General features: G+C 71.5%; 17 protein-coding genes. All 17 read right to left on the bottom strand.

Annotation, left to right across the window (positions count from 1 at the left end; translation table 11 throughout):
* Nucleotides 1-7: 7 nt before the first annotated feature.
* Nucleotides 8-952 (bottom strand): type II secretion system F family protein, encoded by a 945-nt coding sequence (locus tag G8A07_RS11865; RefSeq protein WP_195797186.1) that lies wholly within the window; start codon nucleotides 950-952, stop codon nucleotides 8-10.
* Nucleotides 953-966: 14 nt separating this feature from the next.
* Nucleotides 967-1,938: a type II secretion system F family protein gene (locus G8A07_RS11870; RefSeq protein ID WP_195797187.1), complete on the bottom strand. Its 972-nt coding sequence runs from the start codon at nucleotides 1,936-1,938 to the stop codon at nucleotides 967-969.
* An 18-nt stretch (nucleotides 1,939-1,956) separates the two neighbouring features.
* Nucleotides 1,957-3,321 carry a CpaF family protein gene (locus G8A07_RS11875; protein WP_195797732.1) on the bottom strand — a complete coding sequence of 455 codons (1,365 nt, stop codon included), beginning with the start codon at nucleotides 3,319-3,321 and terminating at the stop codon, nucleotides 1,957-1,959.
* An 11-nt stretch (nucleotides 3,322-3,332) separates the two neighbouring features.
* Nucleotides 3,333-4,514, bottom strand: a complete 1,182-nt coding sequence (locus tag G8A07_RS11880; protein ID WP_195797188.1) for an AAA family ATPase — start codon at nucleotides 4,512-4,514, stop codon at nucleotides 3,333-3,335.
* Nucleotides 4,511-4,954 carry a TadE family protein gene (locus tag G8A07_RS11885; protein ID WP_195797189.1) on the bottom strand — a complete coding sequence of 148 codons (444 nt, stop codon included), beginning with the start codon at nucleotides 4,952-4,954 and terminating at the stop codon, nucleotides 4,511-4,513. Before G8A07_RS11885 ends, G8A07_RS11880 begins: the two co-directional genes overlap by 4 nt.
* Nucleotides 4,951-5,421, bottom strand: coding sequence for a TadE/TadG family type IV pilus assembly protein (locus G8A07_RS11890; RefSeq protein ID WP_195797190.1), 471 nt, complete (start codon nucleotides 5,419-5,421; stop codon nucleotides 4,951-4,953). The genes G8A07_RS11885 and G8A07_RS11890 overlap by 4 nt, the downstream gene beginning before the upstream one ends.
* A 10-nt stretch (nucleotides 5,422-5,431) precedes the next feature.
* Nucleotides 5,432-6,691 carry a Tad domain-containing protein gene (locus G8A07_RS11895; RefSeq protein WP_195797191.1) on the bottom strand — a complete coding sequence of 420 codons (1,260 nt, stop codon included), beginning with the start codon at nucleotides 6,689-6,691 and terminating at the stop codon, nucleotides 5,432-5,434.
* Between the two features lie 19 nt (nucleotides 6,692-6,710).
* On the bottom strand, nucleotides 6,711-7,004 hold the full coding sequence (locus G8A07_RS11900; RefSeq protein ID WP_195797192.1) for a hypothetical protein: 294 nt from the start codon (nucleotides 7,002-7,004) through the stop codon (nucleotides 6,711-6,713).
* Nucleotides 7,001-8,719 (bottom strand): type II and III secretion system protein family protein, encoded by a 1,719-nt coding sequence (locus G8A07_RS11905; protein ID WP_195797193.1) that lies wholly within the window; start codon nucleotides 8,717-8,719, stop codon nucleotides 7,001-7,003. The genes G8A07_RS11900 and G8A07_RS11905 overlap by 4 nt, the downstream gene beginning before the upstream one ends.
* A gap of 29 nt (nucleotides 8,720-8,748) precedes the next feature.
* Entirely contained in the window at nucleotides 8,749-9,606 is an 858-nt protein-coding gene (cpaB, locus tag G8A07_RS11910; RefSeq protein WP_195797194.1) for a Flp pilus assembly protein CpaB, read from the bottom strand.
* Nucleotides 9,585-10,964: an ATP-binding protein gene (locus tag G8A07_RS11915; RefSeq protein ID WP_195797195.1), complete on the bottom strand. Its 1,380-nt coding sequence runs from the start codon at nucleotides 10,962-10,964 to the stop codon at nucleotides 9,585-9,587. The genes cpaB and G8A07_RS11915 overlap by 22 nt, the downstream gene beginning before the upstream one ends.
* Nucleotides 10,965-10,976: 12 nt before the next feature.
* Entirely contained in the window at nucleotides 10,977-11,516 is a 540-nt protein-coding gene (locus G8A07_RS11920) for a prepilin peptidase (RefSeq protein ID WP_195797196.1), read from the bottom strand.
* A 71-nt stretch (nucleotides 11,517-11,587) separates the two neighbouring features.
* Entirely contained in the window at nucleotides 11,588-11,770 is a 183-nt protein-coding gene (locus G8A07_RS11925; RefSeq protein ID WP_195797197.1) for a Flp family type IVb pilin, read from the bottom strand.
* Nucleotides 11,771-11,914: 144 nt separating this feature from the next.
* Complete coding sequence (locus G8A07_RS11930; RefSeq protein ID WP_195797198.1) at nucleotides 11,915-12,103, bottom strand: Flp family type IVb pilin; 189 nt, start codon at nucleotides 12,101-12,103, stop codon at nucleotides 11,915-11,917.
* Nucleotides 12,104-12,113: 10 nt separating this feature from the next.
* Nucleotides 12,114-12,608 carry a response regulator transcription factor gene (locus tag G8A07_RS11935; protein WP_195797199.1) on the bottom strand — a complete coding sequence of 165 codons (495 nt, stop codon included), beginning with the start codon at nucleotides 12,606-12,608 and terminating at the stop codon, nucleotides 12,114-12,116.
* A gap of 84 nt (nucleotides 12,609-12,692) precedes the next feature.
* Nucleotides 12,693-13,328 (bottom strand): isoprenylcysteine carboxylmethyltransferase family protein, encoded by a 636-nt coding sequence (locus G8A07_RS11940; RefSeq protein ID WP_195797200.1) that lies wholly within the window; start codon nucleotides 13,326-13,328, stop codon nucleotides 12,693-12,695.
* A gap of 86 nt (nucleotides 13,329-13,414) precedes the next feature.
* Entirely contained in the window at nucleotides 13,415-14,161 is a 747-nt protein-coding gene (locus G8A07_RS11945) for a response regulator transcription factor (protein WP_195797201.1), read from the bottom strand.
* Nucleotides 14,162-14,165 lie beyond the last annotated feature (4 nt).

A 14,165-nucleotide genomic window follows, 5' to 3' on the forward strand; every position in this document is an offset into this window, starting at 1 on the left:
GGGCTCCTCAGTTGCTGCCGCCCATGGTCGGCAGCAGCACGCGGTAGATCTGGATCATGGCCGGCCCCATCAGCACGACCATCAGCGAGGGGAAGATGCAGAAGATCAGCGGGAACAGCAGCTTCAGCGCGATCTTGGCCGCGGCCTCCTCGGCGCGCTGGCGCCGGCGCGTGCGCAGCATCTCGGCATGGATGCGCAGCGAGGCGGCGATGCTGGTGCCGAAGCGCTCGGCCTGGGCGATCATCGTGACGAAGCCGTCCACCTCCTCGACGCCGGTGCGGATCGCCAGGTTGCGCAGCGCGCGCTCGCGGTCGGCGCCCGCGCGCAGCTCCAGGTTGACCAGTCGCATCTCATCGGCCAGCGCGGCGCTCTTGAGCTGCAGGTCGTCGGCCACGCGCAGCATCGCGGCCTCGGTGCCCAGGCCTGCCTCCATGCAGACCGTCATCAGGTCCAGCGCGTCGGGGAAGGATTCGAAGATCTCGCGCTGGCGCAGCATCACCAGGCGCGCCAGCACCACGTTCGGGCCGTAGTAGCCCAGCGCCGCCAGCAGCAGCAGGGCCAGCATCAGGCTCTCGCCGCGCGGCGCCTGGCCGCTGGCCGCCAGCGCGGCGAAGCCGAGCAACGGCAGGCCCAGGGTCAGCAGGGTCTTGATGCCGAAGAAGGCCGAGGCCGCCAGCGGGCTGCGGATGCCGGCATGCACGAAGCGCAGCCGGATGCTGGACTTCTCGAAGCCCTCCTCGGGCATCGAGAGCTTGCCGATCGGGCGGGTCAGGCCGGCCACGGTCTGCAGCAGGCGCTCGCCCAGCGGCGCGCCCGGGCCGCGGCCGTCGCCGCCAAGCTCCAGCAGGCGCTTGCGCGCCGGATTGGGGCGCAGCAGGGCACCCAGGCCCAGCACCGCCATCATCACCAGCAGGAAGACCAGGGCCAGCATCATCAGCTGCAGCGTCGTCATGATGAGCTCCTCGTTCAGACCCGGATGCGGATGATCCGGCGCATCCACAGGATGCCGACGGCCATCATGAACAGCGCCACCGCGACCATGCGCAGGCCCAGCGGATCGGTCCAGAGCACGGTCATGAACTCCGGATTGACGATGTTGACGACCAGGGCCACGCCGAAGGGCAGGGCGGTCAGGATCACCGCCGAGAGCCGGCCCTCGGCCGAGAGGGTGCGGATCTCGCCGAGCAGGTTCAGGCGCTGGCGCACCAGGGCCGCGATCTTGTCGAGCAGCTCGGCCAGGTTGCCGCCGGACTCGCGCTGGATCATCACCGCGACGACGAAGTAGCTGACATCGGCGATCGGCAGCCGCTCGGCGAAGCGGGCCAGCGCCTCGTTGGCCGGCACGCCGTAGTTCATCTCGTCGAACAGGATGCGGAAGTCACGCGCCAGCGGCGGCGCCATCTCGTCGGCCACCATCTTGACCGCCGAGGGGAAGGCATGGCCGGCGCGCATCGCGCGGCTCATCAGGTCTAGGGCCTCGGGGAACTGGCGCTCGATGCGCGCGATGCGGGCGCTGGCGCGGCTGGCCACGCGCCACCAGGGCAGGGCGGCCAGCACCAGGGCCAGGGCCAGGCCGAAGGCGGGCGGCTTGGCCAGCAGCACCGGCAGCAGCGCGCCGCAGGCGCCCAGCGCCAGCGAGAGCAGCAGCAGTTCGGCCGGCGAGGTGTTCATCGCCGAGGCGCCCACCGTGCGGCGCAGGCGCTGGCCCGGCGCGAAGCGCGCCAGCAGCGCGTTCAGGCGTGGCAGGCGCTCGGTCGTCTGCTCGCGCGCGATGCTGGCGATGCCGACCGGCGCGTCCTCGGCCAGCGCGGCCAGGCGCGCCGCGATGCGCCGGGCCTCGGGGCTGTGGCGCGAGGCCCAGAGGTTGTACAGGCCCTCCAGGCTCAGCACCACGGCGAGGAAGGCGATCGCCGCGAACAGGATCAGGCTGATGTCCATCGCGTCGCTCCCTTAGGCTCAGACGTCCACGCGCAGCGGCGTGAACAGGGTCTGCGGCAGCTCGACGCCGCGCGCGCAGAGCCTGTCCCAGCAGCGCGGGCGCACGCCGGTGGCGCTGAAGTAGCCCTGCACCGCGCCGCTGGCGGCGGCCACGCCGGTCTGCTTGAAGCTGAAGATCTCCTGCAGGGTAACGGTGTCGCCCTCCATGCCGGTGACCTCCTGGATGCTGGTGATCTTGCGGGTGCCGTCGGAGAGCCGGTTGGCCTGCACGATGACGCCGATCGCGGAGGCGATCTGGGCGCGCGCCGCCTTCGCGGGCAGGTCGACGCCGGCCATCGCGATCATGCTTTCCAGCCGCGCCAGCGCGTCGCGCGGCGTGTTGGCATGCACCGTGGTCATCGAGCCCTCATGGCCGGTGTTCATCGCCTGCAGCATGTCCAGCGCCTCGGCGCCGCGGGTCTCACCCAGGATGATGCGGTCCGGCCGCATGCGCAGCGCGTTGCGCACCAGCGAGCGCTGCGCCACCTCGCCGCGGCCCTCGATGTTGGGCGGGCGGGTCTCCAGCCGCACCACGTGGGGCTGCTGCAGCTGCAGCTCGGCCGCGTCCTCGATCGTCACGATGCGCTCGCTGACCGGGATCGCGCCGCTCAGGATGTTCAGCAGGGTGGTCTTGCCGGAGCCGGTGCCGCCGGAGATCAGGATGTTGGCGCGCGCCTGCGACAGCGCGGCCAGGAAGCGCGCCATCTCCTGCGACATCGAGCGGTACTCGATCAGGTTCTCGGCCTTCAGCGGCACCGTGGCGAAGCGCCGGATCGACAGGATCGGGCCGTCGATCGCCAGCGGCGGGATGATGGCGTTGACGCGCGAGCCGTCGGGCAGGCGCGCGTCGACCATCGGGCTGGACTCGTCGACGCGCCGGCCGATGCGCGAGACGATCTTGTCGATGATCTTCATCAGGTGCTCGTCGTCGGCGAAGCGCACCTCGGTCAGCTCCAGGCGGCCGCGCCGCTCGACATAGACCTGGGCATGGGTGTTGACCAGGATGTCGGACACGCTCGGGTCGGCCAGCAGCGGCTCCAGCGGGCCGAAGCCCAGCATCTCGTACTGGATGTCGCGCACCAGCGCGCGGCGCTCGCCAGCGTTGAGCACCAGGTTCTCCTCGAACAGCAGGCGCTCGACCATCTGGCGCAGTTCCTCCTTCAGGCTGTCCGCCGTCAGGCTCTCCATCGCCTCCAGGTCCAGACGGCCCAGCAGCAGCTGGTGCACGCGGGACTTGGTCTCCTGGTAGGCGCGGGTCGGCGCGCCGGTGCCGGCCTCCTCGGCCTGCGCCTCGGGCGGCGCGTAGCCGGGGATCGCCGCGCCGAGTTTCTCGCGCAGGCTCATGCTCATTCCTTTCATGCGGATGCTCCTCGGAACAGGCCGGACAGCCAGCCGCGCGGGGCGGCAGCGGCGGGCGGCGGGGCGATGCGTTCGGCCAGGTCGCGCAGCGCGCGCGCGATGCTGCTGGTCGGGGCGATGGCCTCGACCGGCATGCCCTGGTTGACCGCGGCGGCCACCGCCTCGTAATGGTTGGGCAGGGTGATGACCTGGCCGATGCCCAGGGTGCGCTTCAGGTCGTCGACGCTGAACTGGCCGTCCTTGTGATGCCGGTTGACGATCCAGTGGATCTTGTCGGCCGGGTAGTCGAGCGAGCGGAACACGTCGCGCATGCGCTTGCCGTCGCGGATGAAGGGCAGGGTCAGCTGCAGCACCGCATGCACCTGGTCGGCCAGGTCCAGCACCTGCAGGGTCAGCGAGGACAGCGAGCGGCCCAGGTCCACCACCACATAGTCGAAGCTCTCCTGCGCCTGCTGCAGGATCGCGCGCACCTGGGCCGGCGTCACATCCGCGGCCTGGGCCGGATCCTCCGGCGCGGCCAGCACCCACAGGCCCGGCGTCACCTCGTTCATCGCCGAGCGCAGCAGCTCGGCGTCGAGCCGCGCGATATTGCGCGCGACGTCGGCGACATGGCTGGGCGGGGTCTGGCTGCTGAGAAACAGCGCGGCGTCGCCGAACTGCAGGTTCATGTCGATCAGCGCGACGCGGCGCTGGCCGCCGGCGGCCAGCAGATGGGCCAGGTTGGCGGCGACGAAGGTGGCGCCGCTGCCGCCCTTGCAGGACACCAGGGCCAGCAGCTCGCCATGGCGCGCGGCCGGCTGCGGCAGGCCGGCGCTGCCCTGTTGCTTGCGCAGCAGGCGGCGCAGCGCGGCCAGCAGCGCATCCGACGAGGCCGGCGCGGGCAGCACCTCGCGCACGCCGGCGCGCATCGCGCGCAGCAGGAATTCCGGGTTCTGCTCGGGCGCCACCAGCAGGATGTCGACCTCGGGATGGGTGCCGGCCAGCTGTTCCAGCGCCAGGAAATCCTCGGGCGTCGGCGTCTCCACCACCAGCAGGTCGGGGCGGCTGCCGTTGACGATCGCGTTGACCTCGCGCATCGGGCGCTCGACGATGGTCAGCGCGACGGCGCTTTCGCTGCGCAGCGCGCGGCCCCAGGCCTCGGCATGGGCGGCATCGGGGGTGATGAGCTTGACCTTCATTGGCATACCTCGTTGGCGGCGCTGCTCATGTATTCCTTGCGCAGCGTGGTCGCGAAGGGCGGCAAGCTCAGCGACAGCGGCACGAAGGGCAGGATCATCTTGTGCGTGTAGCCGCTCAGCGCCACGCGCACCGCCTTGCAGTCGGCGGGCGAGCAGCTGTTCACCGCGGCCGGCGGGTTCAGGTAGCTCAGCGTGATGTTGGAGGTCTTCAGGGTCGGCAGGCGCGAGATCATGCGGCTCTTGATATGGCTGTCGTTCATGTCGCAGACCACGGCCAGGCGCGCGCCGAAGCGCGTGGCCTCGACCGCGGCGTTCCAGGTCCAGAGCAGCCGGCCCATCTCCATCGCGCCCAGCAGCAGCATGCACAGCAGGCTGCACACCAGGGCGAACTCGACGGCGGCGGCGCCGCGTGCGCGGCGGTGGCGGTTCGGGATGTTCACAGCTGGGCCCTCATCGTGACCGAGATGCGGTTGAAGTTCATGCTGGGGACGACGAACTTCACGATCGAGTTGTAGGTGTAGCCCTCGACGCTGGCCGTCACCAGATTGACCGCGCCCAGCCCGGTCAGCTGGTTGGCATGGCTGCCGGGGCACAGCGAGGCATCGCAGATCGTCACCATCGCGGTGGTCAGGCCCGGCGCGACGGCGCTGCCGCTGCAGTCGCTGTTGCCGTAGACGGCCAGGCAGCGTGCCTCGCCGGCGATGGTGGCGTCGCCCGGGCCATGCTGGGAGAGGTGGCGGGCGGCGTCGCGCACCGTCTTGTCCAGCACGTTGTAGCTGAACACCGCGCGCCCGAGCTCGCTGGAGCCGAACACCAGCAGCAGCAGCGGGATCATCAGGATGCCCAGCTCCACCGCGGCGACGCCGCGGCGGCGGAGCGGGGCGATGGGGCGGTGCTTGCGCGTCATGATGTCGTCCTCACTGCACCAGGGCCGGCACCATCGGGCCGACGCTGGCCGATGTGCCGGCGATGCCGGACGAGGCGCAGGGGCTGCCGGTGGCGCTGGACAGGCCGATGTATTCCATCTTCAAGGTGTCGTTCGGGTTGTCGATCGGTTGCAGCATCAGCACGCAGGCCCAGCTCAGCACATCGGTGGTGTGGCTGCCGCCGGTCAGCGAGGCGCAGTCGATGATGGGCGCGATCACCAGGCGACGGTCCGCGCCGTACTGGGTGTGCTGGGCCACCGTCGTGACCGGGTTGTAGGCATTGCTGATGCTCAGGCCGGTGATCGAGTTGCCGTTCGCGACGCTGCTGCCATAGGGGCTGTGGGTGCCGCGCTTGGCGATGAAGTTGGGCAGGGCGTTGGCGCCCGAGGGCCAGTTGGTCGTCGTGTAGGCGTAGCCGGTGAAGTCCGGCGCCGCGGTGGCGACGCCGCTGGAGCCGGTCTGGTAGAGGCCGAAGCGGGTGTTCCAAGCCTTGGCCGCGGCATTGCCCATATTGCCGGGCTGGCCGACCGGGTTGGTGACGTTCAGCGAGCACATGCCGTTGCCGGTCAGCAGCGCGGCCAGCTCGCTCTCGCCGCCGCTGGGCGGGCTGAAGTCGATCCAGTTCCAGTTGCCGCCGCCGTCCTTGAACTTGCCGCTGACCCAGCTGCCGGGTGTCAGGCCGAAGGGCGGGCTGGCGCCGGCGCCGGCGGAGCCGGCGCGGCACACGCCCAGCGGCACCGCGCAGTTGCTCTGCGCCGGCGTCAGGGTGGAGGTGGCCAGCGCGCTGACCGACTGGCTGCCGAAGCCCAGCACCTGCATGAAGTAGGGCGCGAAGCCGCCGCGGCTCAGGGTGCAGCGCACGTACTTGGCGCTGGGCGCGGCGGCGCCGGCGCTGGTCCACAGGCTGCCGGCCGCCAGCGAGCTGCCGAAGGCGACCGTGATGTCGGCATCGGCGATGGCCGAGCCCTGGAAGCCGACCTTGTTCTGCTTGGCGATCGCGCGCGCGGCGGCCTCGGCGCGCGGGAAGGCATCGGCGGGAATCGAGGGCGCGCCGGTCAGCTCGTAGCTGGCCGCCAGCGCGCAGGCATCGGCGCTGTTCTGTAGCTCGGTCTTGGCCAGGTAGAGGTGGCCGCCGTCGACCGCCAGGCCGAGGAAGCCGACCAGCACCGCCAGCATCAGGCCGACCAGGATGGCGACCACGCCGCGCTGTTGGGCGCGGGGGCTGTGGCGGGGGCAGGTCTTGCGCAGCATGCTCGTCTCCCGTCGGGGCTCAGCGGCCCGCGCCGACGCCGATATTGATCACATTGCTCGGCGGCGGCGCCTTGTAGCTGTCGACCTGGCGTTCGCGCGCCTCGCGCACGGTGCGGCCATCGGCCTTGCCGTTCTCCTGCGCATGGCGCTGCGGCGCGGCCGGGTCGACCACCTGCTGCGCCTGCAGCGCGCGCATCGATTCGCCGAAGCGCTGGTCCCAACCGGGCGAGGCGCTGGGCGTGGTGCAGCCGGCCAGGGCCAGCAGCGCGGCGCCCAGGCACAGCAGGCGCGGCAGTCGTGGGGTCTTGCTCATGGCTTTTCCTTGTCGAAGCCGCCTTGGGCCGGCGGGTTGGCGGGCTTGCTCTCGGTCTGGCTGGGCTGGCCTTCCAGCCGGCCGCCCAGGATCAGGTCGCTGCGGCTGGGCGGGGTGTAGCCGTCGGTGGGCAGGCGGTAGTCGGCCGGCAGCGGCTTGACCAGGCGCGGCGTGATCACGAACACCAGCTCGGAGCGGTCGGTCTGGAACTGGGTGCTGCGGAACAGCGCACCGACCACCGGCAGCTCGCCCAGGAAGGGGAAGGCCTTGATGTTGGTCGTCGTGTTGTTCTTGATCAGGCCGCCGATCGCGAAGCTCTGGCCGTCCATCAGCTGCACCGTGGTCTCGGCCTTGCGCGAGGTGAAGGAGGGCAGCACCGAGTTCAACGCGCCGGCGCTGATCTGGATGCCGGCCGCATTCAGCTCCGAGACCTCGGGGCGCACGCGCAGATTGATGCGCCCGCCGCCCAGCACGGTGGGCGTGAACTTGACCGAGACGCCGAACTCTTTTTCCTCCAGGGTCACGGTGGTGCCGCCGACGCCGTTGGTCTGCGCCACCGGGATGAAGATCTTGCCGCCGGCCAGGAAGCTGCCGGTCTGGCCGCTGATCGCCATCACGGTCGGTTCGGCCAGCACCTTGACCAGGCCGTCGGTCTTCTGCATGTTCAGCGCGGCGTTGCTGACATTGCGGCCCGGCACGGTGCCGTAGGTGGTGGTGTAGGTCGGGCGGCCGAAGGCGTCGTAGGTGACGGTGACATTGCCGCCGCTGGTGCCGGGGATCGGCACGGTGCCGCCGACCACCGCGTCGACCGAGCTGAAGGGCACGTTGTTCGGGCCGGTGCCGCCGATCTGGCCCAGCGCGCCGGTGGCGCCGCCGAAGATGCCGGAGAGGAAGCGCAGCATCGAGCCGTCGCCCGGCACATAGGCGCGCGAGAAGTCGATGCCGAAGGCGTCCAGCAGCGACTTGGAGATCTCGGCCACCTTGACCTCCAGCATCACCTGCTGCGGCGCGCCGACCTCGAGCATGTTGACCACGCGCGGGCTGCCGCCCTTGGCATCGCCGCCGCCGCGCACATAGGCATTGGCCAGCTCGACCGCGCGGCTGACCGCCTCGCTGTCGGTCACCGGGCCGGACAGCACGATGGAGTCGAAGGCCGGCGTCACCTTGATGTCCTTCTCGGCCGGCAGCAGCTGGCGCAGCACGGCCTGCAGGGCCGAGGTGTCCATGCCGACCACCACGTCGAAGGCGGTGCAGGTGCCGCTGCGGTCCAGCATCACGACATTGGTCGAGCCGATGCTCTTGCCCAGCAGGTAGATCTCGGTCGGGGCCAGCAGCAGCACGTCGACCTCGGCCACGCCGGGGCGGCCCTCGGGCGCCGCGGTCTTGGCGCCGCCGGCCTCGTCCTTCTTGCCGGCCTCGGCCTCGGCGGGGCGCGCGGCGCGGGCGTTGTCGGGGTTGCCCAGCAGGATGCGCGTGACCGGCTGGCCGGGGCGCAGCACGGTGGACTTGCCCACCGGCACCTGCACCAGCGGCGCGATCTCGACGCGCGAGCACATCGCGGTGCCGCTCGCGGGCATGCCGGCGGCGCTCGGCGCGCGGGCGGCCAGCGGCGCCTTGGGGGCGCTGCCCTGGGCCGCGGCCCAGCCGGCCTGCAGCAGCATCAGCAGCACGGCGGCCTGGGCGGCGCGGCGGGGGAAGAGGGGCATCGAAGGCATGGCGTGTCTCCGGATCTTGGGGGGCGGTGTCAGAAGCATTCCGTCACCTTGTGCATGCCGCGGATCAGCTCCACGCAGCTGCTGGGGGCGACGGCCATGGCGGCGGGGGGCGCCGGGCGCGGGGCGGCGGGCCTGCGCACCGGCGCCGGGGCGGGCGCCGAGGCCGCCGGCGGCGGCGCGCGCAGCAGGCCCAGCATCTCGGCCTTGGTGGCGCCGTTGCCGGCGCCGGCTTCCTTGGGATCGGTCTGGTTGCGCAGCACCAGGGACAGGGTGCCGACGCTGCGCGCCAGGTCCAGCAGCTCGGCCTCGCCGGGCGTGACCTCCAGGGTCACCGCGTTGACGACCTTGGGCTTGGTGGCGTCGCGGTCGGCCTCCTGGGCCACGGCCAGCACCAGGATGCGCTCCAGCACGATCTTGGAGATCGAGTGGTCGCGGTCGTTGCGGCCGCCGGCCTCGTCCTGGGTGTTCACCATCACGTCGACATAGGTGCCGGGCAGCGCGAAGCCGGCCACGCCCACCACATCGTTGACGCGCACCGTCATCGCGCGCTTGCCCTGCGGCACCACCGCGGACAGGCCGCCCTTGGTGCCGATCGGCGCCAGGCGCGCCTCGGTCAGCGGCTCGCCGCGCTGCATCGAGACCAGCAGCACCCGGCCTTCCAGCTGGCGCGAGTCCTCGAAGGCACCGGCCGGCACGCTGCCCTGCGGCCAGTCGGCCATGCGCACCATCTCGGCGGAGATGCGCCCGCCGAGCTCGATGTCGGCGTTGGCGACCGCGATGCGGCCCCTCTCACCACCCTGGTTCTGCATCCAGCGCGCGGCCATGAACACCGCGGCCAGACCGGCCAGCGCGGCGACGAACAACATCAGCAGACCACGTGATCGCATGGCGGACTCCCGGTTGACGAGGCCGCCTCGATCAGGGCCTCGTTGCCAAAGTAGGTGGACCAGGCCCAGTCCAGCAGCTCGGAGCTGAGCGCGGCGGGCAGTTCCAGATAGCGCGCGCGGCTGGCGATCAGGCGCAGCAGGTCGCGTGGGTAGCAGGCCAGCAGCGGCCGGCCGTGCCGCGGGTGCAGCTCATGCACCAGCTGGGCCAGCACGCCGCTGTCGAAAGGCAGGCCTTCGTCGCCACAGGCGTTTTCAAACACGCGCGCATAGGACTGCGGGTCCAGCGCGCCGATGCGGATCTTGTGGCCCAGGCGGCGCAGGAAGGCGGCATCCTCCAGCTCGCGCGGCTCCAGGTTGGAGGAGAACACCAGGGTCATCTCGAAGGGGACCGTGAACTTGCCGCCGTTGCGCAGCATCAGGTGGTCGTGGCGATGCTCCATCGGCACGATCCAGCGGTTCATCAGCGCGCGCGGGGTCACGACCTGGCGGCCCAGGTCGTCGACGATGAAGAGGCCGTTGTTGGCCTTGAAATGCGGCGGTGCCTCGTAGTAGCCGGCGCGGTTGTCGAAGCTGAGGTCCAGCATCTCCAGGGTCAGCTCGCCGCCGGAGGCGATCACCGGCCGTTCGCACAGCTGCCAGCGCGGATCGGGGCGGGAACGGTTGTCCAGCGCGGCGCGCGGCGCGGCCTCGGCCGGCAGCGGGCGGTGGCATTGCGCATCGAACACGCGGATCACCTCGTCGTGCACGCAGATCGCGTGCGGGATCGCGACCGCGCCACCGAGAAGACGCTGCAGGCTCTGCGCCAGATAGGTCTTGCCGGAGCCGGCCGGGCCGTAGAGCAGCAGCGGGCGGCCGGAGTTCAGTGCGGTGCCCAACTGATCCAGCAGGCCCTCGGGCAGCACCAGGCCGGCACAGGCCTGGTGCGCCTGGCGCAGGGTCAGGTCGCGGTGCGGGGCCGACTGGGCCCGCACCCGCTCGGCATAGGCGGCCAGCGGCACCGGCGCGGCGCCGACATAGGCATTGCGCGCCAGCCATTCCAGCGCGCGGGCATGTCCGGCCTGGGTCAGTTCGTACTGCACATCGGCCTCGTGCTGGCCGCGGCGCGTGACCTCCAGCAGGCCTTCGCGGCGCATGAACTGGCACAGCGCGTCGACCACGCCGCCGCCCAGGCGGAGCTGGCTGCCCAGCTCGACCAGGCGGGTCAGTCCCTGCTGCAGCATGGTCTTGCCCAGCAGCTCGACCAGGAAGCCGTTGGACAGGCCGGTCTCCTCGATGCTCTGCGGCGCACGCGGCAGCAGGGCCCAGGGCGAGGCGGCGCTGCGCGGGGCTGCGACGGCGGGGAAGTTGTGCAGGCCCATCACGGTCTCCGTTCAGCGGGCCTGCGGCCACAGCAGCGCGGCGGCGGTGCCCAGCGCGATCGCCACCGCATAGGGCAGGCGCACCGCGCTGTGGCTCAGCGGCGTCGCGCCGTCGCGCCAGGCCAGGTGCAGCCGGCGCAGATTGCCCAGCAGCCGGGCGACGACGCCGCGGCCGTTCAGGTACAGCAGGGACAGCAGGCCGCCGGCCAGCAGGCTGTAGAGCACCGCGTTGGCGACGCCGGCCGGGCCGATGAAGCAGCCCACCATCGCCATCAGCTTGACGTCGGCGGCGCCCATTGCGCGCAGCAGGTACAGCGGCAGCATCAGCGCCAGGCCCAGCGCCAGGCCGGCCAGCGGTGCCCACCAGCTGCCGCCGGCCAGCGCCGGCAGGCCGCCGGCCAGGGCCAGCGCATGCAGCCCCAGCGCCAGGCCGGTGCCGGCCAGCAGCCAGCGGTTGGCGACGCGGCGCTGGCGCAGATCGCTCAGCACCGCACCACCGAGCCACAGGGCCAGCAGGCTCAGCGAGAGCAGGGGCAGGGCGGTGGTGTTCATGGATGGGTGCTGGGGGTGAGAGGTATTCGGGGCGGGGCGGGCCATCGCGGGCGCGACGCCCCGCTGGGGCGTCACAGCACCGCGCTCAGCTCGGTGGCGATCTTGGTGAACACGGCGCTCAGATCGGTGCCGACCAGCTTCACCGAGGCGATGATCACGACCGCGATCAGCGCGGCGATCAGGCCGTATTCGATGGCGGTGACGGCCTCTTCGTCTTGGCCGAACTGCTGCAGGAAGCGGGGGAGGAGTTGCATGATGATTTCCTTCACTTGCTCATAGACATGGCGCTGGACCGCGCCGCGAAGAACCCATTGGGGCTGGATCCATGCCCTGCCGACCTGTTCGGGAGACGCCGGTCGGCGATTCGCGTCATGCTCGGTGTCCTTGGTTGCTCCGGTTCACAGGGCCGCGGCCACGGCGTTCGACCAGAACTGGTAAATCGCCTTCAGCGCATCGCCGTTCAGGCTCAGCGCGCCGATGATCACCACCGCGATCAGGGCGCCGAGCAGCGCGTACTCGATCGAGGTCACGGCGGACTCGTCGCTCAGCCAGCTGCGGCGCGTCGCGATGTCTTGTGGCTTCTTCATGGCATCCACTTTAGAAATTGCCGCCCCGGCGCGCAGCGGAGGATGGAGCCATGTCCAGGGGGGAGCTTGACCCTTGCTGGGCATGACATGGCTCCCCCCTCATCCGTCCCAGGCGCACCATCGCGCCCAGCAGCTCGGCCGCGGGGCGGTGTTTTTCCAGGAAGGCCTGCGCGCCCAGGCGCCGCGCGCGTTCGCGCGTGGCGGCGTCACCATGGCAGGTCAGCACCAGCACGCGCGCCAGCGGCAGCAGCAGCGGCAGCAGGGCCAGGCCGTCCTCGCCGCCGAGGTCGACATCGAGCACCACCACATCGGGGCGCAGGCTGTTCGCGGCGCGCAGGGCCTGATCGCTGGTGGCGGCGGTGCCGACGCAGTACAGCTGCAGCGGCGCGCAGGCGATCAGCCGGGCCAGGCCCTCGCGCACCATCGGCTGGTCATCCACCAGCAGCACGCCGAGCGGCGTGAGACCGCCGTCGGCTTGGGGGGCGGGAGCGGGCAGGGAGACCATGAGTCGATGCTAGGCAAGGGGCCGCGGGCGCGAATGGGAGGAAGGGGTGGGAGCCAGGGGGGAGCTTGCTCCCCCTCGCGCGGATCAGTAGACGAAGGGCAGCAAGCGGTAGGGCACGCGGCGCTGGTAGGCGCGGTACTCGGGCAGGCCCGCGCACAGCACCGCTTCCTCGCGCCGCATCCGCACCACCTGGGCCACATAGAGCAGGGCCAGCACCGCGAGATTGAGGATCGAGAAGTTGACCAGCAGGAAGCCGGCGTGACCGATCAGGTAGCCGAGATAGATCGGATGGCGCACCAGGCGGTAGGGGCCGCGCACCACCAGGCCGCGCTGCGCGGGCAGCAGGCCGAAGCTGCGGCCCAGCACGATCTTGGCCGCCAGCTGCCACAGCAGGCCGGCCAGCTGCAGCGCCGCGCCCAGGCTCTCGGGGATGAAGGCGCGCGTCTGCTCCGGGCTCATCAGCAGACCGAAGGCGCTGGCATAGAGCGTGGCCGCGATGGCGGCGGGCGAGAGGTCGCGCTGCGCGGCGCGGCGCGCCAGCAGCACCAGGGCCAGGGTATAGGCCTCCGAGATCAGCAGCAGCAGCAGGGTGCCGCGCTCGGGCTGCTGCAGCCAGGCATGGCCCCAGCGGGCAACCAGGAAGGCCAGGGCCAGCAGCGCGAAGCTGCGCAGCAGCCATTCGGTGAGGCGGCCTTCGGACGGGGCGGGGACGGCTTGCATCGGAGGACTCCTCGCAGAGGTCTGACTCTGGAGCCGATGCTCGCGCCCGCGCGTGCTGGCCGCCAGGGAGGCGGCGCCCGCGCGATTTAGGAGTTTGCTCCCCCCGCGCGTGCCGGCGGCAGCGGGCCGGCCAGGCCATGGGCGCTGGCATAGACATGCAGCTCCAGGCGGCCGCGCACGCCGAGCTTGCTGTAGATCGTCGTCAGGTGGTTGCGCAGGGTGTGCTCGCTGAGCTGCAGCTCGTCGGCCACCGACAGCAGCTTGGCGCCGGAGCGCTGCAGCAGGGTCGCGATGATCTCGCGCTCGCGCGGCGTCAGGCTGGCGAGGCGGCGCGCCTCGGGGTCCTGCGGCCGCGCCGCGGGCGCGGGGCCGCCGTCGGTCAGCAGGCCCAGCACCTCGCCCAGCAGCGCGCGGTGCAGCCAGACCTCGCCCTCGCTGACCCGCTCGATCGCGCGCAGGATGGTCGGCGCCGGCGCGGACTTGTGCACCACGCCGCGCGCGCCCTTCAGCACCGCGCTGCGGTACTGCTCGACATTGTCGGCCCCGGTCAGCACCAGCACATGGGCATTGCCGCGCTGGCGCAGGGTGGCCAGCGCGGCGCCGGCGTCCTCGCCGCCGAGATCTAGGTCCAGCAGCAGCACGTCGGCGCCGGGCAGCTCGGCATGGGCCAGCAGCTCGGGCAGGGTGCTGGCGCAGCCGACCACCTGCATGCGTGGCTGCATCGCGTCGATCAGCTGGCGCAGGCCCCACAGCGTGATCTGGTGGTCCTCCGCGACGAAGACGCGGATCGCCCGGGTGTCGGTGCAGGGGGGCTGGATGTCGCTGAGGGTCATGGAC

It is taken from the genome of Roseateles sp. DAIF2 (genome assembly GCF_015624425.1).
Classification (GTDB): Bacteria; Pseudomonadota; Gammaproteobacteria; order Burkholderiales; family Burkholderiaceae_C; genus Kinneretia.

Bases quoted from the DNA above. Each gene is read 5' to 3' on its own strand.
- G8A07_RS11865 (WP_195797186.1), bottom strand. From the start codon at position 952: ATGACGACGCTGCAGCTGATGATGCTGGCCCTGGTCTTCCTGCTGGTG.
- G8A07_RS11870 (WP_195797187.1), bottom strand. From the start codon at position 1,938: ATGGACATCAGCCTGATCCTGTTCGCGGCGATCGCCTTCCTCGCCGTG.
- G8A07_RS11875 (WP_195797732.1), bottom strand. From the start codon at position 3,321: ATGAGCCTGCGCGAGAAACTCGGCGCGGCGATCCCCGGCTACGCGCCG.
- G8A07_RS11880 (WP_195797188.1), bottom strand. From the start codon at position 4,514: ATGAAGGTCAAGCTCATCACCCCCGATGCCGCCCATGCCGAGGCCTGG.
- G8A07_RS11890 (WP_195797190.1), bottom strand. From the start codon at position 5,421: ATGACGCGCAAGCACCGCCCCATCGCCCCGCTCCGCCGCCGCGGCGTC.
- G8A07_RS11895 (WP_195797191.1), bottom strand. From the start codon at position 6,691: ATGCTGCGCAAGACCTGCCCCCGCCACAGCCCCCGCGCCCAACAGCGC.
- G8A07_RS11900 (WP_195797192.1), bottom strand. From the start codon at position 7,004: ATGAGCAAGACCCCACGACTGCCGCGCCTGCTGTGCCTGGGCGCCGCG.
- G8A07_RS11905 (WP_195797193.1), bottom strand. From the start codon at position 8,719: ATGCCTTCGATGCCCCTCTTCCCCCGCCGCGCCGCCCAGGCCGCCGTG.
- cpaB (WP_195797194.1), bottom strand. From the start codon at position 9,606: ATGCGATCACGTGGTCTGCTGATGTTGTTCGTCGCCGCGCTGGCCGGT.
- G8A07_RS11915 (WP_195797195.1), bottom strand. From the start codon at position 10,964: ATGGGCCTGCACAACTTCCCCGCCGTCGCAGCCCCGCGCAGCGCCGCC.
- G8A07_RS11920 (WP_195797196.1), bottom strand. From the start codon at position 11,516: ATGAACACCACCGCCCTGCCCCTGCTCTCGCTGAGCCTGCTGGCCCTG.
- G8A07_RS11925 (WP_195797197.1), bottom strand. From the start codon at position 11,770: ATGCAACTCCTCCCCCGCTTCCTGCAGCAGTTCGGCCAAGACGAAGAG.
- G8A07_RS11930 (WP_195797198.1), bottom strand. From the start codon at position 12,103: ATGAAGAAGCCACAAGACATCGCGACGCGCCGCAGCTGGCTGAGCGAC.
- G8A07_RS11935 (WP_195797199.1), bottom strand. From the start codon at position 12,608: ATGGTCTCCCTGCCCGCTCCCGCCCCCCAAGCCGACGGCGGTCTCACG.
- G8A07_RS11940 (WP_195797200.1), bottom strand. From the start codon at position 13,328: ATGCAAGCCGTCCCCGCCCCGTCCGAAGGCCGCCTCACCGAATGGCTG.
- G8A07_RS11945 (WP_195797201.1), bottom strand. From the start codon at position 14,161: ATGACCCTCAGCGACATCCAGCCCCCCTGCACCGACACCCGGGCGATC.